General features: G+C 69.2%; 22 protein-coding genes and 3 pseudogenes. 21 read left to right on the top strand and 4 right to left on the bottom strand.

Going from position 1 to position 24,241, the window contains the following annotated elements:
- Positions 1-5 precede the first annotated feature (5 nt).
- The 10 genes from ABT009_RS22385 (at position 6) to ABT009_RS22430 (ending at position 10,502) form a co-directional block, all read left to right on the top strand.
- The gene (locus ABT009_RS22385; protein ID WP_351297549.1) at positions 6-1,061 is read left to right on the top strand and encodes a maleylacetate reductase; all 1,056 of its coding nucleotides are present in this window, start codon (positions 6-8) and stop codon (positions 1,059-1,061) included.
- A complete protein-coding gene (locus ABT009_RS22390; RefSeq protein WP_351297552.1) occupies positions 1,058-1,969 on the top strand; it encodes a hydroxyquinol 1,2-dioxygenase in 912 nt (303 codons plus the stop codon). The genes ABT009_RS22385 and ABT009_RS22390 overlap by 4 nt, the downstream gene beginning before the upstream one ends.
- A 223-nt stretch (positions 1,970-2,192) precedes the next feature.
- Complete coding sequence (locus tag ABT009_RS22395; protein ID WP_351297555.1) at positions 2,193-2,384, top strand: ferredoxin; 192 nt, start codon at positions 2,193-2,195, stop codon at positions 2,382-2,384.
- Between the two features lie 5 nt (positions 2,385-2,389).
- Entirely contained in the window at positions 2,390-3,589 is a 1,200-nt protein-coding gene (locus tag ABT009_RS22400) for a cytochrome P450 (RefSeq protein WP_351297557.1), read from the top strand.
- Entirely contained in the window at positions 3,579-4,958 is a 1,380-nt protein-coding gene (locus ABT009_RS22405; RefSeq protein WP_351297560.1) for an MmgE/PrpD family protein, read from the top strand. Before ABT009_RS22400 ends, ABT009_RS22405 begins: the two co-directional genes overlap by 11 nt.
- A gap of 14 nt (positions 4,959-4,972) precedes the next feature.
- Entirely contained in the window at positions 4,973-5,785 is an 813-nt protein-coding gene (locus ABT009_RS22410; protein WP_351297563.1) for an HTD2 family dehydratase, read from the top strand.
- A 4-nt stretch (positions 5,786-5,789) separates the two neighbouring features.
- Positions 5,790-7,010 (top strand): NAD(P)/FAD-dependent oxidoreductase, encoded by a 1,221-nt coding sequence (locus tag ABT009_RS22415; RefSeq protein WP_351297566.1) that lies wholly within the window; start codon positions 5,790-5,792, stop codon positions 7,008-7,010.
- A 255-nt stretch (positions 7,011-7,265) separates the two neighbouring features.
- A complete protein-coding gene (locus tag ABT009_RS22420) occupies positions 7,266-8,471 on the top strand; it encodes an FAD-dependent oxidoreductase (RefSeq protein WP_351297569.1) in 1,206 nt (401 codons plus the stop codon).
- 28 nt (positions 8,472-8,499) lie between these two features.
- Positions 8,500-9,663 (top strand): CaiB/BaiF CoA transferase family protein, encoded by a 1,164-nt coding sequence (locus ABT009_RS22425; protein WP_351297572.1) that lies wholly within the window; start codon positions 8,500-8,502, stop codon positions 9,661-9,663.
- Between the two features lie 11 nt (positions 9,664-9,674).
- A complete protein-coding gene (locus tag ABT009_RS22430) occupies positions 9,675-10,502 on the top strand; it encodes an HpcH/HpaI aldolase/citrate lyase family protein (RefSeq protein WP_351297575.1) in 828 nt (275 codons plus the stop codon).
- A 1-nt stretch (position 10,503) separates the two neighbouring features.
- Here the strand turns inward: ABT009_RS22430 and ABT009_RS22435 are convergent, their stop codons facing one another.
- The gene (locus tag ABT009_RS22435; RefSeq protein ID WP_351297578.1) at positions 10,504-10,662 is read right to left on the bottom strand and encodes a hypothetical protein; all 159 of its coding nucleotides are present in this window, start codon (positions 10,660-10,662) and stop codon (positions 10,504-10,506) included.
- 293 nt (positions 10,663-10,955) lie between these two features.
- On the opposite strand from ABT009_RS22435, the gene ABT009_RS22440 reads away from it, so the two are divergent.
- Genes ABT009_RS22440 through ABT009_RS22450 form a run of 3 tightly spaced genes read left to right on the top strand, consistent with a single transcriptional unit; the run spans position 10,956 to position 13,600 of the window.
- A complete protein-coding gene (locus tag ABT009_RS22440; RefSeq protein WP_351297581.1) occupies positions 10,956-11,327 on the top strand; it encodes a nuclear transport factor 2 family protein in 372 nt (123 codons plus the stop codon).
- A gap of 43 nt (positions 11,328-11,370) precedes the next feature.
- The gene (locus ABT009_RS22445; protein ID WP_351297584.1) at positions 11,371-12,381 is read left to right on the top strand and encodes a fumarylacetoacetate hydrolase family protein; all 1,011 of its coding nucleotides are present in this window, start codon (positions 11,371-11,373) and stop codon (positions 12,379-12,381) included.
- A gap of 13 nt (positions 12,382-12,394) precedes the next feature.
- Positions 12,395-13,600 (top strand): VOC family protein, encoded by a 1,206-nt coding sequence (locus ABT009_RS22450; protein WP_351297586.1) that lies wholly within the window; start codon positions 12,395-12,397, stop codon positions 13,598-13,600.
- 148 nt (positions 13,601-13,748) lie between these two features.
- Here ABT009_RS22450 and ABT009_RS22455 read toward each other — a convergent pair.
- Positions 13,749-14,315: pseudogene (locus ABT009_RS22455) on the bottom strand (aldehyde dehydrogenase family protein); the annotation flags it as partial.
- Positions 14,316-15,172: 857 nt separating this feature from the next.
- Between ABT009_RS22455 and ABT009_RS22460 the strand changes: the two are divergent.
- The 3 genes from ABT009_RS22460 (at position 15,173) to ABT009_RS22470 (ending at position 19,353) form a co-directional block, all read left to right on the top strand.
- A complete protein-coding gene (locus ABT009_RS22460) occupies positions 15,173-16,780 on the top strand; it encodes an MFS transporter (RefSeq protein WP_351297589.1) in 1,608 nt (535 codons plus the stop codon).
- Positions 16,781-17,059: 279 nt separating this feature from the next.
- Positions 17,060-18,415, top strand: a complete 1,356-nt coding sequence (locus tag ABT009_RS22465; RefSeq protein WP_351297592.1) for an MFS transporter — start codon at positions 17,060-17,062, stop codon at positions 18,413-18,415.
- 467 nt (positions 18,416-18,882) lie between these two features.
- Positions 18,883-19,353 (top strand): TetR family transcriptional regulator, encoded by a 471-nt coding sequence (locus ABT009_RS22470; protein ID WP_351297595.1) that lies wholly within the window; start codon positions 18,883-18,885, stop codon positions 19,351-19,353.
- Here ABT009_RS22470 and ABT009_RS22475 read toward each other — a convergent pair.
- Both ABT009_RS22475 and ABT009_RS22480 read right to left on the bottom strand, forming a co-directional pair.
- The gene (locus ABT009_RS22475; RefSeq protein WP_351298023.1) at positions 19,344-20,249 is read right to left on the bottom strand and encodes a hydroxyquinol 1,2-dioxygenase; all 906 of its coding nucleotides are present in this window, start codon (positions 20,247-20,249) and stop codon (positions 19,344-19,346) included. The two genes, ABT009_RS22470 and ABT009_RS22475, sit on opposite strands and share 10 nt — an antisense overlap.
- A 294-nt stretch (positions 20,250-20,543) precedes the next feature.
- Positions 20,544-20,855 (bottom strand): annotated as a pseudogene (locus tag ABT009_RS22480) (hypothetical protein); the annotation flags it as partial.
- Between ABT009_RS22480 and ABT009_RS22485 the strand changes: the two are divergent.
- The 5 genes and pseudogenes from ABT009_RS22485 to ABT009_RS22505 all read left to right on the top strand — a co-directional run.
- A pseudogene (locus ABT009_RS22485) lies at positions 20,791-21,311 on the top strand (thiolase family protein); the annotation flags it as partial. The pseudogenes ABT009_RS22480 and ABT009_RS22485 sit on opposite strands and share 65 nt — an antisense overlap.
- A complete protein-coding gene (locus ABT009_RS22490; RefSeq protein WP_351297598.1) occupies positions 21,308-21,976 on the top strand; it encodes a 3-oxoacid CoA-transferase subunit A in 669 nt (222 codons plus the stop codon). The pseudogene ABT009_RS22485 and the gene ABT009_RS22490, both read left to right, overlap by 4 nt.
- Positions 21,973-22,476, top strand: coding sequence for a sugar phosphate isomerase family (locus ABT009_RS22495; protein WP_351297601.1), 504 nt, complete (start codon positions 21,973-21,975; stop codon positions 22,474-22,476). The genes ABT009_RS22490 and ABT009_RS22495 overlap by 4 nt, the downstream gene beginning before the upstream one ends.
- A gap of 760 nt (positions 22,477-23,236) precedes the next feature.
- Positions 23,237-23,557 carry a transcriptional regulator gene (locus tag ABT009_RS22500; protein ID WP_351298026.1) on the top strand — a complete coding sequence of 107 codons (321 nt, stop codon included), beginning with the start codon at positions 23,237-23,239 and terminating at the stop codon, positions 23,555-23,557.
- A gap of 176 nt (positions 23,558-23,733) precedes the next feature.
- Complete coding sequence (locus tag ABT009_RS22505) at positions 23,734-24,210, top strand: MarR family winged helix-turn-helix transcriptional regulator (RefSeq protein ID WP_351297604.1); 477 nt, start codon at positions 23,734-23,736, stop codon at positions 24,208-24,210.
- Positions 24,211-24,241: the final 31 nt, after the last annotated feature.

Here is a 24,241-nt window from a genome sequence, read left to right on the forward strand (position 1 = left end):
CACTGATGAAGTTCATCCACGAGACGCTGCCGCAGCGCGTGGTCTTCGCCTCCGGCGAAGCCTCGTCGGCCGTGGCGGCCGAGGTCGAAGCGCTCGGTGGCGCGAAGGTGATGCTGATCGCCTCGGAGCGGGAGGCGGCCCTGGCCGACCCGATCGCCGCGGCGGTTCCGGTCGCGCTGCGCCACGAAGAGGTCGTGATGCATGTGCCGGTCGAGGTGGCCGCCCGCGCCCGTGAGGCCGCTGCCTCCTGTGGGGCGGATGTGATCGTCACGGTAGGGGGCGGCTCGACCACCGGATTGGGCAAGGCGGTCGCGCTGACCACGGGGCTGCGGATCATCGCCGTGCCGACGACGTACGCCGGCAGCGAGGCGACCGATGTGTGGGGTCTGACCGAGGGCGAGACCAAGCGCACCGGGGCCGATCCGAAGGTGCTGCCGCGCTCGATCGTCTACGACGCCGGCCTGCTGACGACGCTGCCCGGCGAGATGACCGTGTCCAGCGGCCTGAACGCGCTGGCCCATTGTGTGGACTCGATGTGGGGGCCGCGCGCGGATCCCATCGACCGGGCGCTGGCGCAGGAGGGCATCCACGGTTTGGCTGCGGGGCTGCCGCAGGTGGCGGGCGACTCGGCCTCGATCGAGGGGATTGAGAAGACGCTGTACGGCGCCTACCTGGCGGCGGTTGCGTTCGCCTCCGCCGGCTCGGGCATGCACCACAAGATCTGCCATGTGCTCGGCGGCATGTTCAACCTGCCGCACGCACAGACCCATGCGGTCGTGATTCCGTACGTACTGGCCTTCAACGCTCCCCACGCGCCCGAGGCCGAGGCCCGGATCGCGCAGGCGTTCGGCTCGGCAACGGCGTCGCAGGGGCTGGCCGCACTGCGCGACGCCCTAGGCGCGCCACGGGCGTTGAGGGACTACGGCATGCCCGCCGACGGCATCGCCAAGGCCGTCGACCCCATTCTGAAGGCCATCCCGGCCAACAACCCCGCGCCGGTGACTCCGGCGAACATCACCGCCCTGCTGCAGGCAGCATGGTCCGGAGAGGAGCCAGCATGACCGGCACCGGCGAGGCCTCGGCCACCGAGGGTGTCAGCGTGGAGCAGAGCCAGCGCGAGGAGGAGCTGATCCAGCGCGTGGTGCACTCCTTCGACACCTGTGCCGATCCGCGGCTCAAGGAACTCATGACCGCGCTCGTCGAACACGTCCACGCCTTCATCCGGGAGACGCGTCTGACCGAGGCCGAATGGAACAAGGCGATCGAGTTCCTCACCGCCACCGGCCACATCACCGACGACAAACGGCAGGAGTTCATCCTGCTCTCCGACGTGCTGGGCGCGTCGATGCAGACCATCGCGGTCAGCAACGAGGCCTACCGGAACGCCACCGAGGCGACGGTGTGGGGCCCGTTCTTCGTCGAGGGCTCACCGGAGATTCCGCTGGGGGGCGACATGTCCTTCGGCGCGGTCGGGCAGCCGTGCTGGGTCGAGGGCACCGTCACCGACACCGACGGCAAGCCGCTTCCCGGCGCGCTGGTCGAGGTGTGGGAGGCCGACGAGGACGGCCTGTACGACGTGCAGTACGGGGACGACCGCACTGCCGCACGCGCCCACTTCCACACCGACGATCAGGGCTCCTACCGTTTCTGGGGCATCACGCCGACCCCGTACCCGATCCCGCACGACGGCCCGGTCGGACGTCTGCTGCAGGCCGTCGGCCGATCCCCGATGCGTGCCTCCCACCTGCACTTCCTGGTGCGCGTACCCGGCTGCCGGCAGCTGGTCACGCATATCTTCGTGCGCGGTGACGAACTCCTCGACAAGGACAGCGTCTTCGGCGTGAAGGAGTCGCTGGTCAAGGATTTCGAGGAGCAGCCGGCCGGGACGCCCACACCGGACGGCCGGGTCGTCGACGGAGTTTGGTCGAAGGTGCGCTTCGACATCGTGCTCGCGCCGACGGAGGCCTGAGTTCTCCGGGCGTGCCCGGCGGACCGACAGGAGCAGGCCGGAGGCCTCCGGTTGCGGGAGCAGCGAGCCCGGAGATCCGCCCTGTGCGAAATGCATTGGTCAGCCGGAATTTTTTTCTTGTTTCTTCTATCGCTTGATTTCGAATCAGATTCGAAACAAGCAAGTGATCCGCCCGAGGACCACCATCCCGGGCGCGAACGCAGTGACAAAGGAGTCCCTTGCAATGATCAAAGTGACAGTTGATTTCGACCGGTGCGATGCCAACGGGACGTGTGCCGCACTGATGCCGGATGTGTTCCGCATCGGGGACGACGGCCGGCTCGAGCAGCTGACGACCGACGTGGACCCGGGGCGTGAGGCCGAGCTCGAAGAGGTCATCGTGTGTTGCCCGGTCGGCGCGATCGCCCGCGGATGACTGCCATGACTGCCAAGACGACGTTTGACCCGTTCTCGCCCGACGCAGGCACGCACCAGGGCGGCGCGCTCGACGGACGCGCCCTCCTCCAGGGGGCCTACGGCACCGCCGTGCTGGGCTACGACCTGGCCTCCAAGGTGTTGCGCGACAAGCGCTTCCAGAACTCCTCGCTGCGGCTGATGGAGGAGTTCGGCATCACTTCCGGCCCGATCCACGACTTCCGTGCACGCAGCATCATCATGCAGGAGGGCGACCCGCACCTTCGCCTGCGCATGCCGCTCGCCCGCTTCATGAGCCCGGTGACGGTCAAGAAGACGCGCGACGTGCTCCGCCGGATCGTGGAATCGATCAACGCCGATCTCGACGACTCCGCGCCCGTCGACTTCTACGGGGGCGTCACCCAGCGGATCCCGTCGCTGGTCTACTGCCATCTCGCGGGCGCGCCCGCGAGCGACGCCCCCCAGGTGCAGAGCCTGTCCGAGCGCACACTGTCGCTGCTCACCCGGGATCGCAGCATGACACCGGTGATCGTGGAGGCCTACGACGAGCTCTTCGCCTACCTCGCCGACCTCGTTGCCAGGAAGCGCGCCGAAGGGCTGGGCGACGACATGTTGTCGTACCTCATCCAGCTCGGCGACGAGGGCAAGCTGACCGAGCAGGAAGTCCTGGTCGAGGCGACCTCGATGCTCGAGGCGAGTTCCGTCAACACCGCGCACCAGCTAGGCCTGGTCGTCTGGACCCTGCTGCGCAACCGGGAGGCCTGGCAGCGGATCGTCGTCGACCCGACGCTGATCCCCGCGGCGGTCGTCGAGTGCCTGCGGCTCTTTCCGCGCACCGGCGTGGTGAGCAAGATCGCCGTCGAGGACGTCGAGATGGAGGGCACCGTCATCCCTGAGGGGAGCGACGTGCACGTAGCCGTCTGGTCCGCCAACCGCGACCCGGAGAAGTTCGAGCGCCCCGACGAGTTCGACCTCGACCGGGAGCGCAACCAGCCGCTCACCTTCAGCACTGGTTCCCACAACTGCTTGGGGCAGGGGCTGGCCAAGGCCGAGATGGAAGAGGTGGTGCGCCACCTGGCCGAGCACTACCCGGATGCCCGAGTGGTCGAGGACGCCACACGTATCGACCAGGCGGGCGGCCGGTGGCTCATCGACAAGCTCACCGTCGACCTGAAGTCGTCAGGAGGCCAGGCAAATGACCGGTGACACACCCTCGTTGACGGAGACGCTCGCCGCTCACTGGGCGGGCATCGCCTTCCACGAGCTTCCGGACGACGTGGTCGCGGGAGTCAAGGACCACATCCTCGACACGCTCGCCGTCGCGATGCTCGGCGCGACCACCGCCGAGGCGACAAGCGTGATCGACGCGCTGGCGGGGATCCAGGACACCACTTCGGGCTCTCTCGTGTGGGGCACCGGCATCAGGCTCACCCCTGCCCAGGCCGCCCTGGCCAACGGCACGTCGGCGCACGCCCGCGACTTCGACGACGGAGGCGGCCCCGGACACGCCGGCTCGACCGTGCTGCCGGCCGCGATCGCCACGGCCGCGGCGGCAGGCGCATCCGGGCGCGACCTCATCACGGCCACCGTCGCCGGGTACGACATCGGCTACCGGGCCCTGGGGGCCCTGGGCGGCTTCGCCGCGCACACCGACCGCGGCTGGCACTCCAGCGGCACGATGGGCAGTATCGCCGCGGCCGCCGCGGCCGCGAAGTCCCTCGGGCTGGACGCGCAACGGTTCGCCAATGCGCTCGGCATCGCCGGCTCCTTCACGGGCGGCGTGTGGGCCTTCAAGGACGACGGCGCGATGACCAAGCGCCTCCACCCCGGGAAGGCCGGCGAGACGGGCGTCGACGCGGCCGTCCTCGCACGTGCGGGGATCACTGGTCCGCGCCGACTCTTCGAGGCGGAGTGGGGCGGGCTGTTCGCCACGTACAACGGCGGGCAGGGGTTCGCCGAGGCGGCGCTGAAGGATCTCGGTGTCGACTTCAATGTCGCGAGCTCCTACCTCAAGCCCTACGCGTGCTGCCGAGGTTGCCACTCGGCCATCGACACGGTGATGGCCCTGCTCGCCTCGCGACCGATCCAGGCCGAAGACGTGCGGAGCCTGCGCATCACCGCTGGGGAGACGGCGATCAACATGCTCTCGGTCGACCCCGTGGAGACCGTGTTCGACGCCCAGTTCAGCCTCCCGTACTCGGTCGCCCTGGCGCTGTGCGGTGGCCGGCTGAGCCTGGACGAGTACGAGCCGCCCCGGGTCGATGAGCCGCGCGTCAAGGAGACGATGGGCAAGATCTCCATGCACGTCGACGCGCGTATCGAGCTCGAGGACGGTCCCCGCTTCGACATCGAGTTCATGGACGGCGAGGTGCTCACGCTCGAGGCGGGTAACCCGACCACGGCCAAGGGCTCGGCGCAGAACCCGATGTCGCACGAGGAAGTCGTCACCAAGGCGCGGGCCTTGGTCGAGCCGCTCGGCGCCAGGGCGGCCGCGGAACTCATCGACGCGGTGGAGCACCTCGAGGACGCGCCCGATCTCTCGCAGCTCCTGCACGCCCTGCGCGGACGGGCATGAACGGAATGGACGGTATGACGAATCAGGAAACGGTCGAGCGCGCCGAGGTGATCGCCGCCGAGCCGGCCGAGGCGCTGGCAGCGATGCTCGATCTCGACATTCCCCACAAGGCCGGGGACCGGGTGCCACCGCTGTGGCACTGGGTCTATCTGCTCGAGCGCAGCCGGGAGAGCGAGCTGGGAGAGGACGGGCACCCGGTCGTGAGTATCCCGGCGCCCCCGGGCCCGGGCCGTCGGCGCATGTTCGGCGGCGGACGGGTCACGACGCATGGGCTCCTCGAGATCGGCAAGCCGGCGACCAAGGTGACCTCCATCGCGCGGTCCGTCGACAAGCAGGGACGCACGGGCCCGCTGACTCTCACGACGGTCCTCCAGGAGATCTACCAGGACGGGCAGCTGGTGATCCGCGAGGAACAGGACATCGTCTACCGCGCCCCGGGCTCGAGCGCCCTGCCGACGCCCCCCGCGCCGCCCGAGCCCCCGGCCGGCCCGCAGCTGCGGCTCGCCGTCGACGAGCGGATGCTGTTCCGCTTCTCGGCACTGACATACAACGCCCACCGGATCCACTACGACCTGGACTGGTGCCTCAAGGAGGGCTACGACGGCCTGGTCATCCACGGCCCGCTCCTCGCCTTCATGATGGGCGAGCACATGCGGCGCGAGGGCATCGACCTGATCGGTAAGACCTTCGGCTACCGCCTGGTCTCGCCGATGACCAAGGCGCAGACCTTCTCGGTCGTGCCGGGTCCGGACGGCCTCGACAAGGGCGCCGAGGCACGCAGCGCCGCCGGGACGGTGTGCGCCGTGAGCACTGTGACGGAGGTGTGACGCCATGACCGCGCGTGCATTCGACGTCGTGGTCGTCGGCGGCTCCGTCGCGGCGGTCCGCGCCGCGGGGACCATCGCCCGCCAGGCACCGCACCTCAGTCTGACGGTGGTCAGTGACGAGGCCCATCCGCCGCACGAGCGTCCGCCGCTGTCGAAGGCGCGGCTCGAGGAGTCCTTCGACAGGGAGGCGCTGACCTACCCGTCCGCGGCGCGCCTGCGCGAGCAGGGCGTCGTCTTCTCGCTCAACACCCGGGCCGAAGGCCTCGATGTGGACAACCGCCGGCTGCTGACGACGGCCGGGTCCCTGGAATACGGCGCCCTCGTGGCGGCCACGGGGTGCGAGCCGTTCGTGCCGCCGGTGTTCGCCGGACAGCCCGACGTGTTCACACTGCGACGCTACGAAGATGCCGTAGGGCTGCGCGCGGCGGTGTCGAGGCCGGGTGTGTCCGTCGCTGTCGTCGGTGCGGGATTCATCGGCGGAGAGTTCGCAGCCACCTTGGCCAAGGCGGGCCGCCAGGTCGCCGTGATCGACCTGGCAAAGCAGCCACTGGGCCGGTTCGGCGATGCGGTCGCGCAGGAGTACCAGGCCCTGCACCGTGCCGCCGGCGTCCAGCTGCATTTCGGCGCGGCCGTGACCGGTCTCGGCGAGGCCGAGGGCCGGCGGTTTCTTCTGCTCGACGACGGTACGCAGGTACCGGCGGACGTCATCCTGGTCGGGGTCGGCGTACGGCCGTCGACGGCCTGGTTGGAGAACTCCGGGGTGCTTCTGGACAACGGCATCGTCTGCGATGCGACGCTCAAGGCCGCCGACCGGGTCTTCGCCGCCGGTGACGCCGTACGCTGGCCCAATCCGCGGTGGGGCGCCTCGATGCGGATCGAGCACTGGACCAACGCGGCCGAACAGGGGCGCGTGGCGGGCATCAACGCCGTCAACTCCCTCTTGGGCGAGGCCCCCGTCGTCTGTAGCAGTGTGCCCTACTTCTGGTCGGACCAGCACGGTGTCCGGATCCAGTTCGCCGGCTACCGCACCGGTGCGGAGGAGATCGCCGAAGACCGGAACACCGACGGGCTTCTCGTCGTCTACCGCACGGGCGATCTCGTCACGGGTGTGCTCGCCTTCGAACGCCGCCCTCAGTTCGTGAAGCTCCGCGCCATGCTCCGCAACGCGCTGCCGTGGCACCAGGCGCAGCAGATCCTGTCACCAGATCCGGCTCCGGTGGGCTGAGGAGGCTTCGACCGGACGCCCCCATCCGATGATCCTGGCTGTCAGATGAAGGTGGGGGCGTCCTCGGCGCCGACCTGGAACAGAATTCGATCCGGCATTTTTGGCGCCCACGAAATACCCGAGGCTCCGGATATCCATGCATGGAATGCATGGAAAGGGCGATTGAGCAGTATTGGCGCTCGATCAATTTCTCGTTCATCGTGATGTGCGGGCTTCCGAAGCCGAAGCCCCGAGGAATTCATGTGGAGGGTGACAGTGAGCGAAGAGCAACAAGTGGTGGTCGTCGGCGCGGGGCCGACGGGGCTCTTGACAGCACTCGGCCTCGCCCAGCAGGGAATCGAGGTCACTGTCGTCGAACGTGCCCCCGGTCTTCAGGACGCGCCCCGGGCGATCGTCTACCACTGGTCGACCCTGGACGGTCTCGAGCGACTCGGCCTCTTCGAGGCGGCCCGAGCGGCCGGCTTCCTCAAGCAGGACTACGCCTACCGCGTGCGCAAGACCGGCGAGATCATCGAGTACGGACTCCAGCCCCTCGCGGGCCGGGTCAAGCACCCGTACAACCTCCACCTCGGCCAGGGCGCACTCGCCCGCATCATCCTCGACGAGGTGGAGACCTTCGCCAACGTCCGTATCCTGTGGGGCCACGAGCTGGTCGGCATCTCCCAGGACGAGTCGGGCGCCGACCTGCGCCTGAGCTCGGACGCCGGCGAGACCTCGCTCCGCGCCGCCTGGGTGGTCGGCGCGGACGGCGCTCGCTCGACGGTCCGCGGTGCGGTGGAGCTCGGATTCGACGGCATGACATGGCCGGAGCGGTTCGTGGCCGCCAACATCCGCTTCCCCGACGACCGGGAGGGCTGGGCCCAGTCGACGTTCTACGTCGATGACGAGTACAGCGCCATCGTCGTCAAGATCGACGAGTCCGGTGAGCACGGCCTGTGGCGCTACACATACATGGAGGACGCCGCGCTCCCCGCCGAGACGGTGACCGAGCGCCTGCCGGGGTTCCTGGCGAAGGTCTTCGGCGAGGACATCGCGGACAAGGTCGAGCTGGACGCCATCTCGCCCTACCGGATGCACCAGCGCAGCGCGTCGGAGTACCGCGCCGGCCGGGTGCTGCTCGCCGGGGATGCGGCGCACGCCACGAACCCGTGCGGCGGACTGGGCCTCACCATGGGTCTCTTCGACGCGTATGCGCTGATCGAGACGCTCGGCGCGGTCGTCGTCCAGGGCGTCGACGACACCGTCCTCACCAGCTACGCCGATGCCCGTCGCACGGCCTTTGTCGACAAGGCGAGTCCGCGCGCCGCTGCCAACAAGCGGCTGATCTTCCACTCCGGCGATCCGGCCAAGCTCGACCAGGACCTGGAGGTCTTCCGCCGGATGGCCCGCGAGCCCGAACTCGCCGCCGATGCCCTGTACTTCACCAAGACGTTGGAAAGCCCCTCCCTCCTCGCCCGCTGAGCCCGCCCTCTTCTCCAGGAGCACACGCATGCATCCCCTCCAAGGCCTGACCGTCGTCGCGCTCGAGCAGGCGGTGGCCGCCCCGTTCGCCACGCGGCAGCTTGCCGATCTGGGCGCCCGGGTCATCAAGATCGAGCGGCCGGGAGTCGGTGACTTCGCCCGGGGCTACGACGAGACAGTGCGCGGTCTCGCCAGCCACTTCGTCTGGCTCAACCGCTCGAAGGAGTCGGTCTGCCTCGACCTCAAGAGCGAGGACGGCCAGGCGGCCATCCGCGAACTGGTCCGACAGGCCGACGTGTTCATCCAGAACCTCGCGCCTGGCGCGGCAGAGCGGCTGGGCCTGGGCGCCGACGAACTACGTGCCGAGAACCCGGGGCTCATTCACGTGTCGATCTCCGGATACGGCGCAGGGGGCCCGTACTCCAGCAAGAAGGCCTACGACCTCCTCGTGCAGTGCGAGGCGGGACTGGTCTCGATCACGGGCACCGAGGAGGAACCTTCGAAGGTCGGCATCTCCATCGCCGACATCGCGTCAGGCATGTACGCCTACACGGGGATCCTCACCTCGGTCATCCGCCGCCAGCAGACCGGGGAGGGCACGACCATCGAGATCTCCATGCTCGAGGCGCTCGCCGAATGGATGGGCTACCCGCTCAACTACGCCACCTACGGCGGCACGGCGCCTGCCCGTACCGGTGCCCGCCATGCCGCCATCTACCCGTACGGCCCGTTCCGCTGCGGGGACGGCAGCCTGATCTTCCTCGGTCTCCAGAACGAACGCGAATGGCGCGTGTTCTGCGAGGAGATCCTCGACAAGCCCGAGCTGGCCGAGGACCGGCGGTTCCTCCGTAACTCCCTGCGCGTGGAGAACGCGAGCGACCTGCGCGGCGAGATCGAGCGGGCCTTCCTCGGCAGCACGGCGGGCGACGTCGCCGTGAAGCTCGAGCAGGCGGGCATAGCCAACGCCCTGCTGCGGGACATGCACGGGCTCGCCGCCCACCCGCAGTTGGAGGCCCGCGACCGGTGGAAGACGTACGAGTCGCCGAAGGGAACCCTGCGGGCGCTGGTGCCGCCCGTCACCATGGACGGCCTCGACGCGGTCATGGGGCCCGTTCCCGACGTCGGTGAGCACACCACTGCCGTGCTGGCCGAGTTCGGGATCACGGCCGCCGTCGAGCCGGTCCAGGCGTGAGGAGGAGCGACATGACTGGACTGACGGCGCCGGAAGCGAGCGATGTGCTGCGATCGGCCGTCTCCTTCCTCTTCGTGCCGGGCGACCGCCCGGAGCGGTTCGCCAAGGCGGCCGCGGCCGGGGCAGACATCGTCGTCGTCGACCTGGAGGACGCCGTCGCCGAGGAACGCAGGGACAGCGCCCGCGAAGCCATCGCGGCGTACCTTGCGGCCGGCGGCCGCGCCTGCGTCCGGGTCAACGCGGTCACCAGCCCGCACCACCACCGCGACCTGGATGCGCTCACAGACCTGCCCGGCCTGCTCGCGGTGATGCTCGCCAAGGCGGACACCCGCTCCTCGGTGGCGTCGGTCGCGAGCCTCACGGACGTCCCCGTCATCCCGCTCATCGAGTCGGCGGAGGGAGTGGCGCATGCGTACGAGCTGGCGGCCACCGCCGGTGTCGCCCGGCTGGCCTTCGGACACCTCGACTACGCGCACGACATCGGAGCGGAGCCGACCTGGTCGGCGATGCTCCACGCCCGGTCGACGCTGGTGCACGCCTCACGGCTGGCGGGTCTCCCAGGGCCGGTCGACGGCGTGACCACCGCATTGGACGACGAGCTGGTCCTGGCCGACGACCTGAAGCGAGCGCAGGAAGTCGGCCTCGCGGGCAAGCTGTTGATCCACCCCTGCCAGGTGGCGCAGACCTACGCTGCGTTCCGGCCGAGCGCGGAGGCCGTCAGCTGGGCCCGGAGCGTGCTGGCGGCCGCTGGCGGGGGTGAGGCGGTTCGCGTCGACGGGCACATGGTCGACGCGCCGGTCCTCGCCCGTGCCGAGGCGATCCTGCGCAGGATCGAATGAGTCAGTAGGCCATGAGCAGTATCTGCTCGCGGTCGTACGTCAAGTGGGGGTGGGCCGCGCACAGGTGAGCCTGCACTGCGGCCACCAGGGTGTCGTCGTCGGTGCCCTCGAGCAGCTCGCCGCAGGGGCACTCGAGGTACTTTTTCCGCTGCTTTTCCATGGCATTCGACAGTAGCGGCGGAAGGACGTGCGCGGGTGGGCCCCGGACATGTTTTTCCATGCGTGTTCTGCATCGGTGTACGCAAATTCCCGGCATTGTGCGGGCCGCCGCCGGACAGCACGCTGAAGGCAGCGATGTGTTTTTCACGCGACCCCCGCATTCAGGAATTTTCCTGTCGTCACCACCAGGTCCCGGGAACAGGAATGCCCCCTCGAGGGCAGCGCCGCCAAGCCTCGGCGGAGTACCTCTCGGCCTGACCGGACAACCGTCGATCCCAGTACGGAGACAAGACCATGACCGATGCATCAGCCGTCGTCGACGCCTATTTCGCCGCCGTCACCGCGGGCGACCCGGAGGGTGTCGTGGACTTGTTCGCGCCTGATGCGGTCCTCCGGAACGCCGCCGGCACCCTTAACGGGAGGGAGGCGATCGCAGCGATGTACCGCGCTGGCGTCGCTCCGGGAGCGATGAAGCCGAGCCCTCGTCCGTACGTCGTCGACGGAGACACCGTGGCAGTGGAGATCGACCTCTCCGCCAACGGCAATGCCGTCACTCTGGCCGACTTCTTCACCGTCCGCGAGAGCAAGATCCAGCGCTTGGCCATCTACAGCCTGACGCCGGCGAACGCGCGCTTCTTCGACGACAAGACCGGCGAGCAGTCCTGACCGACATCACCCGAGACCACCCACACAACGACAAGGCGCAGACATGAAGGTTGCAGTTTTCGGGCCGGCCCACCGGGTCGGTGTAGTGCGAGACGACCACGTGGTCGACATCAGCGCCGCCTACGCGAAGTACCTGGCCGAGACCTCCGACAGCCCTCGGCCGAAGGCCAGGGCCGCGGCCGAGGTGCCGTCCGAGCTGGGCACGTTCATCGAGGAAGGCGACGGCGCCCTCGCGGGCGCCCGGGCCGCGCTCGACCACCTCCGCGACAACACCGTGGACCCGCGTGGTGTGGACGGCGAGCAGATCGTCTTCCTTCTGGAGGAGGTGCGACTGCACGCCCCCGTGACCGACCGCGCGCGTATCTTCTGCGCCCTCGCGAACTTCGCCGACCACATGCAGAGCGCGGCGCAGAACACCCAGGACGCCGACCGCGAGGCCACGATCCAGCGACTTGTGGCCGGCGGGCCGAAGTACTTCCTCAAGGACTCGCGCGCCGTATCCGCCCACGGCGAGAAGGTGCGCCATCCGGCTCGCACCCAGCGGCTCGACTACGAGGCCGAGATCGTCGCGGTCGTCGGCAAGCGCGGCCGTGACATCGCCGCCGGCGACTTCGAGCCGTACATCTGGGGCTACACCCTCTTCAACGACTGGTCCGTGCGCGACAACATCTCCTTCGGGCCGGACTTCGCCTACTCCAAGAACTTCGACACTTCCGCGACCGTCGGTCCGTGGATCGTCGTGGACGAGGGCCTCGAGCCGCAGGACATCCCGGTGGAGTGCCGCGTCAACGGAGAGGTGCGCCAGAGCGGCAACACCGGCTCGATGATCCACACCTTCGCGGCCCTGGGGGAGTACCTCTCACGCGACACCACTCTGTGGCCCGGTGACCTGATCGCCAGCGGCACGCCCAAGGGCACCGCCGTCGACTCCTCGAAGGAGCAGGCCGACGGCTCGCACCCCGACGCGCTGTTCATCAAGCCGGGTGACGTCGTCGAGGTGTCCTCCAGCGCGATCGGTGCGATCCGTAACGAAGTCGTCAAGCCGGAAAACTGAGCACAACGGGACCATGACCATGCAGAGATACAACGTCGGCGGCATCCTCTACGACCGCCCGTTCAAGATCCGCCGGCTCAACCACTTCGGCATCAGTGTCCAGGACACCGGCGCCGCCGTGACCTTCTACCGCGATCTGCTCGGCTTCAAGGTGTCGGACGTCATCGACCTCCAGGAGAGCGATCCCGGACCGTGGCTCGACGGACTTCCCGACACACGGGTGTACTTCCTGCGCCACAACAGCGACCACCACACGTTCGTCCTGATGCCCCGGCCCTGGGTCGACAAGAACGACAATCCGGCCCGCGACGACATCACGATCAATCAGATCACGTGGCAGGTCGGCACGTTGCGCGAGGTCGTCGAGGCACGCCTGTGGCTGGAGGAGCAGGGCAAGAAGATCAACCGGTACGGCCGCGACCCGGGTTCCAACTGGCACACCTACTTCCCAGACCCGACCGGCCACACCAACGAGCTGGAGTACGGCATCGAGCAGGTCGGCTGGGACGGCCTGAGCAAGCCGGCCGCGCTGTGGCCCTGGGTCCAGGAGCACCCGGAGCTCCCGGCCAAGGCGGAGGCCGACGAACTCATCGAGGCGGTCGCACAGGGGATCGACCTGAAATCCGGCCACCGGTGGCTCGACGACGCGGAGAAGACCTACGACCTCGGCGGCGTGCGCATGGCCCGGCCGTTCGCGCCGGTGCGCCTAGGTCCCGTCAGCCTCTTCGTCGAGGATGTGGTGGCCGCGGAGGCCTTCTACACCGGGACGCTCGGCCTGGTGAAGAGTGAGGAGACCGTGGTCGCGGGGCATCGTGCGGTGTTCCTGCGGGTCAACACCGAGCACCACAGCCTCGGCCTCTTCCCCCTGGAACTGCGCGAGACGCTCGGCCTCGGCGACCACAGCACGCTGCTCTCCTTCGGCATCCAGCTGGGCTCCTACGAGCAGCTGCGCGCGGCGAAGGCCTATCTGGAGGAGCACGGCGTCACGCTCACCGACCTGCCCCGGGAGATCCACCCGGGCATCGACTACGTCGTGCACGCCGTGGACCCCGAGGGCCATGTGATGCAGCTGTACTACTCCATGGAGCAGATCGGCTGGGACGGCGCCGTCCGGCCCGCCGCCGAACGGCGCCCCGTCGAGCCGGGGGTGTGGCCCGAGACGCTCGAGCCGCTCTCCGACACCTATCACGGAGAGACGTTCTGGGGGCCGATCGGCTGACCGGAACGAGCCCGGAACCGAAGCCGGGGCCCACCGACGCGGAACCGTCGATGGGCCCCGGCTTCTTCCTGTCCGGGCGCGCCACCCCACCGTCCGGCAGCCCCGCCTCCAGTGCGGCCTCGGCGAACACGTACGAGTCCAGTGCCGTCTCCGGCGAGGGCTTCAGCACCACCGTGCAGCCGGCCGCCAGCGCTGGGGCGATCTTGAACATGGCCAGGGCCTGCGGGAAGTTCCACGGAGTGATCGCGCCGACCACTCCGACCGGCTCCCGGCGCACGATGGTCGACCCTGCCGGGCTCGGCCGTACTTCCTCCAGTTCGAGGTTCTCCACCAAGTCCGCGTACATGCGCAGCAGGCCGGCCGGAGCACCGCCGTTGAGCATGTGGGACAGCCCGATGGGCATGCCGTTCTCCCTGCTGACCAGCACGGCGGTCGACTCGGCCCGCTTCTCCAGGGCGTCGGCCATACGACGCATGACCGCGGCGCGCTCGCCGGCGGTGGTACGTCCCCAGGGACCGTCGTCAAGGGCGTTGCGGGCGGCGCGCACGGCCGCGTCGACGTCCTGCTCGTCCGCCAGGGCAGCGCCGGCGAGAAGCTCGCCCGTGGCGGCCTCCAGGGCCTGGTGGGTGCGGGCACCGTGCGGGGTGGCCCACTGCCCGTCGATGAAGAACTGCTGACGGTCCTCGGGTGCTTCGGGTGCGGCGACAGAAGGCACAAGTCCTCCAACACGGACGACGATGGGAAGGGGAATACGACGAAGGCCGCCAGGGGCCTCGGGTTAGCCAGCATGCGGAGGGCCTCCGCTCGAGGTAAAGACTCAGAAACTTGCATCCGACCATGCGTGAGGCGGATGGTGATTCGACCGGCAGGAACCCCAGCACGCCCTGCCGCCGTTCGCGACCGCGGGCCGGGGAGTGACGGTCGTGCCAACGGGCATCTCGGCCGCGGAGCACAGAAGCACCGGGCCCGCTGCACATGCGGACGCGGCCGGCCGGGTCGGGTCCGCCGACCGGTCTGGCCACGCCGGTTGACACTGCGTCCGGGACCAGGCACGACCGCGGGCTGCCCCGGGCGCCATGCGCCACGCGCATCACGACCCCGAACATCGTGTGTGTATACAGGCGCCGGCTCCACGGTCAACATGAGCCCACAGCACATGAGATGACCGGACAAGGACGTTCGCCGCACTCCCGTCAGCCCTGCGCCGGCGCCGCGGAAAGGTTCGTGGCTGTGAACGCCCTTGCAACCCAAGGAGCTCACGCCGTGTCCGATGCCGTCAGCCACGTCCCCATGGGCCGCGAGCCGTGACACCGGACGCATCGCCGCCCCGGACGCCGTCCGCCTGGACCGTCCACGTTCCGCACTGCCTCCGGATGCCTCCGGCACAGGCCGGCACGCATCGCTGCTGACGACCGCGAAGTCGACCGGGGCATCCGCCCGCCGAGCGGAACGTTCGCAGCCTGATCGCCGACCCGCACGGTGACAACAACCACCGGCCGAACCGCCTGGAGACCTGGGCGGTCCGGTGGTAAGGCACCGCCACCCCATCCACCCCGCGACAGGGACACGCCTATGTCTGTTTCCCCAACTGCAACCGCTCACGACCGTGACAGCTCCGGCAAGGGCACACGTACTCGTAGTCTCCTCGGCACACTGATCGCCGGTTGCCTGGCCGTCTACGTGGCCCAGCTCGGCACCGCCATACCCGCCACCCTCAACGGCCTGTTCCAGTCCGACCTGCACCCTCTGGGATCCCAGCTCACCTGGATCACCGCGGCGTTCCTGCTCCCGATCTGCGTCCTGGAACTCACCTTCGGCGTTCTCGGCGACCTCTTCGGACGCCGCAGACTCCTGGTCGGCGGCGCAGTGGTCTTGGCCGCCGGCGAGGTCGTCGCCGCCTCCGCACCCGGCGTGTACGTCCTGTGCATCGGACAGGCCCTGTCCGGAATCGGCGCCGCCGCCGTCATCCCGACTTCGCTGACCGCGATCGCTGTTCGCACCGACAGCACCCCCCAGCGGGCACGCATCATCGCGATCTGGGTCACCAGCCTGGCCGTCGGTAACACGACCGCTCCCCTGCTCGGTGGTATCACCGCCAACTTCGGCAGCTGGCGCTGGTCGTTCATCGTCGTCGCCGCCCTCGCCGTTCTCAGCGCACTCGTCAGCGCACTGTTCTGCGCCGAGTCCAATGCTCCGGAGCACCGGAAACTGGACGTACGCGGTCAGATCACCGTCGCCGTCGCGCTCGTCGCGCTGCTCTACGCCGTCGTCCAGGGACCGGCCGACGGCTGGGGCTCGCCCGCCGTCGTCGTCGCGTTCGTGATCGCCGCCGTGTTCCTCGTGCTGTTCGTCCGGGCCGAGCGCACGGCCACGGCGCCGCTGCTGCGACTCGACATCTTCCGCAACCGCTCCTTCGCCATCGCTGCGATCGTCGCCGTCGTCGGCATGTTCGCGTTCCTCGGCGCCGGCTACGCCACGAGCATGCGCATGGGCCCCGTCCAGCACCAGGGCCCGATGCGCATCGCGGTCGCGTTCCTCGTGTCGAACTGTTGGGTGGCCGTGCTGACTCCGCTGACCGAACGCATGTTGACGCGACTGGCACCACGCTGGGTCCTCGGTTTCGGCTTCGCTCTCATCTCCGCCGGCAGCTTCTGGGCGGCCGCCCTGCCCATCGAAGACACCTCGCTGGTGTCGATCACGCTGCCGCTCGGGCTGATCGGCATCGGTTTCGGCTTCGCGGCCTCCTCCATCACCGCCACGGCCGTGAACACGGTGCCCGTGCACCTGGCAGGAATGGCCAGCGCCACCACCAGCCTCCTGCGTGACCTCGGATTCGCCCTCGGCCCCGCCGTCGTCGGCGCCATCGCGCTCAGCCGTGCCGACTCGCTCTTCCAGACAGGCCTCGCGCACGCCACGGACCTGAGCCCCGAGGCGCAGGCTGCCGCTGGGCAGGTCGCCGCATCGGGAGGTCCGCTGGCCGTCAACTCGGCTCCGGCCGGCTCGCCGCCTGCCCAGGCGGCGGACCTCGCCCTCCAGTCCCTCGGCAGCGGCTACGCCACCGGCTACGCCGTGTGCGGCATCGCTGCCCTTCTGTGCTGCCTTCTCGCCATCGGCGCGCTGCGCGGCAAGGGCCAGGACGATGAGGCAACCAGCGTCCCGGCCGAACCGGTGGCCGTCTGACCAGTCGTCCCGGCACGCCGGGACGACTGCGGGGTCTTGAACGACCCCTGGGCCGTTCCGGCGTCGGGGCCGGGCTCCTTCTCCCGCCCCGCACGCGGAGCGCTGCTCGCTGCTCACGCAGGAGCGGGCCTGGCCGGTCGGGAACAGCGCGAGCACGGCCCGAGTGGCTCTGACGCCTGACGCGGGCCGCGCGCCAAACCGACGCCGGGGAAGGCTCCCCGGCTCTTCAGCGCGCTCGCTCTCAACTCCCCTGTATCGATTCGAAAAGGAGTAACCAGCATGCCGGACAACGACGTCCGCCAGACACGACGCGTCGCCTTCTCCAGCTTCCTGGGCAGCGCGGTGGAGTTCTACGACTTCCTGCTGTACGGGGCGGCCGCCTCACTGGTGTTCAACCAGCTGTTCTTCACCCGCCTGACCCCCCTGGCGGGGACTCTGGCCTCCTTCGCCACACTGGCGATCGGGTATCTCGCCCGGCCGCTGGGCGGCATCGTCTTCGGCCACTTCGGCGACCGGCTGGGCCGGAAATCGATGTTGATGATCACTATGTCGCTGATGGGCCTGGCCAGCTTCTGCATCGGTCTGCTGCCCACCTACGACACCATTGGCCTCTGGGCGCCCACGCTGCTCGTCGTGCTGCGGCTGATCCAGGGTGTGGCGGTCGGCGGTGAGTGGGGCGGCGCCGCGCTGATGGCCTTCGAGCACGCTCCCGCACGCCGGCGCGGGCTCGCGGCGAGCTTCGCCAACATGGGCGGGCCCGCGGGCTCCGTCCTCGCCACCACCATGCTGGCGGCGTTCTCCGCGCTGCCGGAGGACGCGTTCCTTTCGTGGGGCTGGCGGGTGCCGTTCCTGTTCAGTGTCGTGCTTCTGGCGATCGGCCTGTTCGTACGCCTCCGGGTGGCCGAGAGCCCGGCCTTCCAGGAGGCCGCACGCAGGGCCGCCACGGCTCCCGAGAAGGAAGAGGTCCCACTGCTGGCGGTATTGCGGAGACACCCGAAGAACATCACGCTGGCGGCGCTGGGCGGTTCCGCACCGATTCTGGTGCAGTCGCTGCTGGCGACGTTCATGCTGACGTACGCCATGGATGCCGGATACGACCGCTCCACGGTGCTCGCCGCGCAGACCGCTTCGGCCGCCCTCCACATCCTGACCATCCCGGCCTACGCGGCCCTGTCGGACCGGGTCGGCCGCAAGCCCGTGATGATCGGTGGCGCGATCGGCTCGGCGATTGCCGCCTACCCGTTGTTCGCACTGGTCGACAGCGGATCGGTCACCGCGCTCTATGTCGCCTACGTGATCGGGAATCCGTTGCTCCAAGCCGCCATGTACGGGCCGATGGCCGCGTTCGTGAGCGAGATGTTCGGCACCCGCGCGCGATACACCGGCGCGTCCCTGGGGTACCAGCTCGCCACCACACTGGGTGGCGGCCTGGCGCCCCTGGCGGCGACCGCGCTCCTGGCAGGCGCGGGCGACGGCAAGGACGCCACTCCGGTTGTCCTCTTCCTCGCGGGTGCCTGCCTCCTCAGCGCCGTCGCTGTCGCGCTGACCCGGGAGACGAACCGGTCCGACCTTGAGGACGCCACGTTCCCGGCCCCGGTCGCGAGCGCCGAAGCCTCGCGAAGGCGAACGTCGTGAACCACCCCGGGATCGGTGGAGGGGCCATCGGGTTCGCACGGTCGCTACTGGCCCAGCCTCCGCGCCCTGCAGCCTTGAAGCCATTCCTGGCATCGACGGCGTCCACACCGTCGCCCTCGTCATCGACGAGGAGCAGCAGCGGAGACGGGCTGGCATGCGGTCCACGCTCCCGCCGCCTCGATCGCGGCGACCGCTGTGTGCACCGGTGCCCGGCAGCCAGGGGTCGGGTTCGTCGGTCTTGGCCAGGATCACCGCGTTGGCGCCCTGGCGGGCCGCCGCGGTGAGAATGGCGAGCCCGATGCCGCGGCTGCCGTCGGACATCACGATGGCCCGATCCTTCAGTGGTGTCCCATGCTGATGCTCCTGTCGCCGATCCGGCGTGTGTCGCGACGGCCGGTGAGCCATGGAGGCCGCCTCTCGTACGGACGCGAACGCGATGACCCGGTCCAGCGCTGCGCCCTTGCAGGTTGGCCGCTGGTCAGGATCGTCGGCTGAGGTCATCCCTGTGGGAGCGGAGGAGACCTCGTCCGGCGAGCCGACGCCGCGGGGCGATCCTGGAGGCGGCGGGCGAGGAGTCAGCGGTCCACGGTTTCGACGGGGCACGTGTGGTCCGTATCGCCTCCGCCGCGGGTGTGAGCCCCCAGCTGATCACGTACTACTTCGGAAGCAAGCAAGGGTCTACGAGCCCTCACCGAGCGGGGATGGACTGGATGACCACGTCGTCGAAGAGGCCGACGCCGGCGCACCAGGCCTCAACGGGGCGGGGACCGGTGGGGTTGCTGACGCCGCCTATTCGGTCCCCGCCGGTTCCGCCCGTGTGGATTCCTCCCGCACGCGGCTTTCGACATCGCTCACCGACGGGCGTGTGTACCGGCCGTGGGCCGGCAACTCTCTCCGACGGGAGTCCAGGCGGTATGAAGGCAGGAACTCACGACTGACGCTCCGGAACAAGGACGATGTCGAACTTCGTACGCGACCAGGGCCCTTCGAGGGCATGCCCGTCGGGTGTCGGCGTGCCGGCCTTCTGCGGCTCGAATCGCTTGACGAGGGATTCCTTGACGCCGAAGACCGAGTCGCCGGTCTCCAGCTGTGGGTCGCCCTCGACGAAGAGGTGCGTCACCAGTGTGCGATGTCCTGGGCGGGTGACCATGAAGTGCAGGTGGGCGGCGCGCATCGGACTGCGGCCCACCGCGGCAAGCAGGGCTCCGACCGGGCCGTCGTGCGGGATGGGGTACGGGGTCGGCTGCAGGGCCCAGAACCGGAACCGGGCCTGGTCGTCGGAGTAGAGGTGGGCCCGGCCGTAGACACGTCCGTCACTGTGCTGGACGTCGTAGAGGCCCTCGTCGTCGGCTTCCCATACCTCGATGCGCGCGCCGGGGAGCGGTGTGCCCATGGTGTCGCGGACCGTGCCTTCGACCCAGCAGGGTGTGCCGGGCGCGCCGCCGCCAATGTCGCCGCCCTGCTCGATGTGTGGGGCATCCTCGACGAAGAAGGGGCCGAAGACGGTTGCTTCGGTGGCGTCACCGACGGCTTCGTTGCTCACGGCGATGGTCTGCATGGAGATGCCGAGGACGTCGGAGAGGAGGATGAATTCCTGGCGCTTGTCGTCGGTGATGTGACCGGCGTCGGTGAGGAACCGGATCGCGGTCTCCCACTCATCCTGTGTGAGGCAGACTTCGCGGACGTAGGCGTGCAGGTGGCGGACGAGCGACTGGAGCAATTGCTTGAGGCGCGGGTTGGCGGCCTTCTCGAAGCTGGCGGCAACCTCGTCGACCAGGGCCTGCTCGCGGGCAGTCTGCTCGGCGGTGATCTCCGTGGATGTTCCGGTAGTCACAGGGCGGTTCCTTCCCACGCGGCGTGGAGCAGTGCCGTGAGGTTGTTCTTGTCTACGGGGGTGGGGTTGGTGGAGGGGACCGCCGGGAGGATTGTCTCGGCGGCCGAGGGGATGTCCTCTTCGCGGAAGCCGTAGTCGCGCAGGGCCCGGGGGCGTCGATTCGTTTGCGGAGCTGGTCGAGGCCCTGGACCGCGGTCGGTGCGCCGAAGACGCGGGCCAGCCGCCGCTCGGCCTCGGGGCATGGGAGGCGTTGAGGGCGAGGACATGGGGCAGCACGGTGGCATGGGTTTCGGCGTGCGGGAGGTCGAAGCGGCCGCCGAGAACATGGCAGATCTTGTGGTGCAGGCCCGAGCCGGCGGAGGCGAAGGCGACCGCGGCCAAGTAGCAGCCGTAGAGGGCTCGTTCCCGAGCCGCCAGGTCCGTGGGGTCGTCGACGATGCCGACCAGTGCCTCGGCCAGGGCGGTGGCGCCCTCGGTGGCGAGGGCCCGGTTGATGGGGTCCGCACGGGGAGCCCACAAGGAGTCGCTCTCGGCTGGCGCGCCCGGATCGACGGCCGACAAGCTCGCCGCGCTCAAGCCGGCGTTCCGCCCCGACGGTGTGATCACGGCGGGCAACGCCTCGCCGCTGAGCGACGGCGCCTCGGCCGTGCTCGGCTCGCAAGCCGCCGCGGCACCGACCCGCTGGCCCGCATCGCGGGGCGCGGCACATACGCCCTCGATCCGCAGATGTTCGGCTTCGCGCCGGTCGAGGCGGCGAACCGAGCCCTGAAGAGCGCGGGCATCACCTGGTCCGACGTCTCCGCGGTCGAGCTCAACGAGGCGTTCGCCGTGCAGTCACTGGCCTGTATGGACGCCTGGAAGATCGACCCGGAGACCGTCAACACCAAGGGCGGGGCCATCGCGCTCGGCCACCCGCTGGGCGCCTCCGACGGCAGGCTCCTCGGCACGCTCGCCCATCGGCTGAAGGAGTCCGGCGAGCGCTGGGGCGTCGCCGCGATCTGCATCGGCGTCGGCCAGGCACTCGCCGTCGTCCTGCAGAACGCCACGGAGGCGAAGCGATGACCACGCGGCTGTGTGCCGACGCCGACGAGGCGGTCGCCGGGATCGAGGACGGCTCCAGGGTCCTCGTCGGCGGCTTCGGGATGGCCGGTATGCCGGTCCAGTTGATCGACGCGCTCATCCGCCAGGGCGCCAAGAACCTGACCGTCGTGTCCAACAACGCCGGCAACGGCGCCACGGGCCTGGCAGCACTGCTGGCGAAGGGAAGGGTCCGCAAGGTCGTCTGCTCCTTCCCCCGGCAGGCCGACTCCTACGTCTTCGACGACCTGTACCGGTCCGGCAGGATCGAGCTGGAAGTGGTGCCGCAGGGCAACCTCGCCGAGCGGATGCGGGCGGCCGGAGCCGGTATCGGGGCCTTCTTCTGCCCCACCGGAGTCGGGACCTTGCTGGCCGAGGGCAAGGAGACCCGTGTCATCGACGGCCGAACCTATGTGCTGGAGTACCCGATCAAGGGAGATGTCGCGCTGATCGGCGCCCACCGGGCCGACCGCATGGGCAACCTCGTCTACCGCAAGACCGCCCGCAACTTCGGACCGGTCATGGCCACCGCCGCGACCAACGTGATCGCACAGGTCCGCGAGATCGTCGGCACCGGAGAAATCGATCCCGAGACCGTGGTCACACCGAGCATCTATGTCGACCGCGTGGTGCAGGAGACAACCACATGAACCCCGACCGGAACGCCGCCGACAGCGAGCGCGGCCCCTTGGACAAGCACGACATCGCCGCCCTCGTGGCGCGGGACATCCCCCACGGCGCCTTCGTCAACCTCGGCATCGGGCAGCCGACCCTTGTCGCGGATCACCTCCCGGCCGACTCCGGCGTGGTGCTCCACACCGAGAACGCCATGCTCAACATGGGCCCCGCCGCCCAGGGCGACGAAATCGACTGCGATCTCACCAACGCCGGCAAGGTCCCCATGGACCTGGCGATCGGAACCAAGAAGGTCTTCGTCGTGATGACGCTGTTCACCAAGACCGGCGCTCCCAAGCTGGTCCCCCGGTGCACCTACCCACTGACCGGGCTGGGCTGCGTCGACCGCATATACACCGACCTCGCGGTGTTCGACATCACCCCGCAAGGCGTCTCGGTCAGGCAGACCTGCGGCACCACCGTCGACGAACTCGCGGCCCGCCTGGACCTGCCGCTCCTGCCCGTCCCAACCTGACACCTGCATTCCGCGTAATTCGCTTCGCCTGATGGTCCAACAGGAATTCGCCCAGGCCGTCACCAACGGCATGCCGGCGAGGGCCGGTACGTCGGCATGCTTCCAGGTAGGCACGCGTAAAGGCCTCAGAGCCTGACGGACCATCAGTTTTAATAGGTCCTTGGGGCGGCCGATGCCCTGCGCAAACACAGAAGTCCGGCTGGAGTGCTAACCAAGATCCGGACCGTACCCGGACCAACCCATGCCGCAGGAACGCTGAACCGCACGTTTCCACTGGTCATCAGGGATGTCACCTGTGTACCACCAGCAGAGGGAGAACCTGCTGGGCGCTCCGCGCAAGTGGCTGAGCATGACCGCTTGTATCGCCCGTAACGCCCACACCGCACATAGTGCGCAGGCATAAAACCGCAGGTCATGAGCCCTTCGAGGCCCGTTCGAGGATCGCCACGCACTCCACATGGTGCGCCATCGGAAAGATGTCGGCCTGAGCGAGTCACGGAAAAGCCCAGGTCAGAGCCGCTTTCTCGGCTCATCACCCTGCGTGCGGGCGCCCAGAGCGTCAAACGAGCGCCATGACCAACAGTCCATTGTCCTGCTCGGGGCGGAACAGGCTGCCACGACCAGCTCCGCCTGCACGAGTCCGCCCCGCTCACTCCGGACGCCGGCTCGCGCAACATGACCCGCACCACTTCTCCGGCCGCCCACAGCACCCCGGACCGCGCCAAGGGACCTCTCGGGCGCGGACGCCGAGGACCTCGCGCTGCACCGGGAGAAGTTCCGGCGGCGCCTGCCGGAGTCGCTGGACGAGTTGGGCGGCCCTACCCAGGGGATCGCGGAGCTGCCGCTACATACGGCCTGGTCCGGGATGACCTCGTACGACATGGGCAAGCCTCGCCAGCGCATGGGCCTGTATCGCACCGTCCTACACGAGGGCCTGCGCGACGACCTGCCCCGCTACCTCGACCAGGACCAGCTCCTCCAGATGTGGCCGGTGCTGCGCACCCTCGCCGGACGCACCGTGCGCACCGTGCGGGAAGACGCCTTCCCCCAGCTCGCCTCCCGCACCCGGGCAGCCGCGTGACAAACATGCCGGAGCTGCACGCACGGCTCCTGGCGGATGTGATCGCGCTCGGCTCCCCATATCCCCTGGTCCTCACCGCCGGGCATGCCGTGCGGGCGCACCGCCTCGTGAACCGCCCCAGCCAGGACCTAAAAGGTACCTTGACATAGGTACCTTGTCATATATAACTTGGTGGCATGTCCGGAACCAGCGAGGCTCGCCAGAGCCAGAGCATCGACCACGTGGCCGTGGGCCTCGCGGCGTGCCTGCCCGCGCTGAATCAGTACCTCAAACAGGGCATCGCCCAACTGCCGTACCCCAAGCTCCCCGAGCGGCAGCTGGCGCTGCTTCAGTACGTCGCCGAGCACGACGGCGCCACCGTCCACAAGGCGGCCGGCGCGCTGCGGATGATGCCGAACAACGTCAGCGCCCTGGTCACCCACCTCACCGAAGCGGGCCTGCTCGAGCGGCGCCAGGACGACACCGACAAGCGCGTGGCGCACCTGTACGTCACCGCCAAGGCCCGTCAGCGCATCGGCGAGGCCGAGAGCATCACGGCGGGGCAGCTCGCGTCCGCGCTGCGCACCCTCACCGACGGCGACCTCGACGCCCTCGGCTCGGCGCTCGGGGCCCTCGAAGCTCTCGCCCGGCATCTGCACGACCACGTCGCCTGACCGGTCCCCGACTCCAGTACGCCTCCTGCCC

The sequence above is a fragment of the Streptomyces sp. NPDC002896 genome (assembly GCF_040295225.1).
GTDB lineage: Bacteria > Actinomycetota > Actinomycetes > Streptomycetales > Streptomycetaceae > Streptomyces.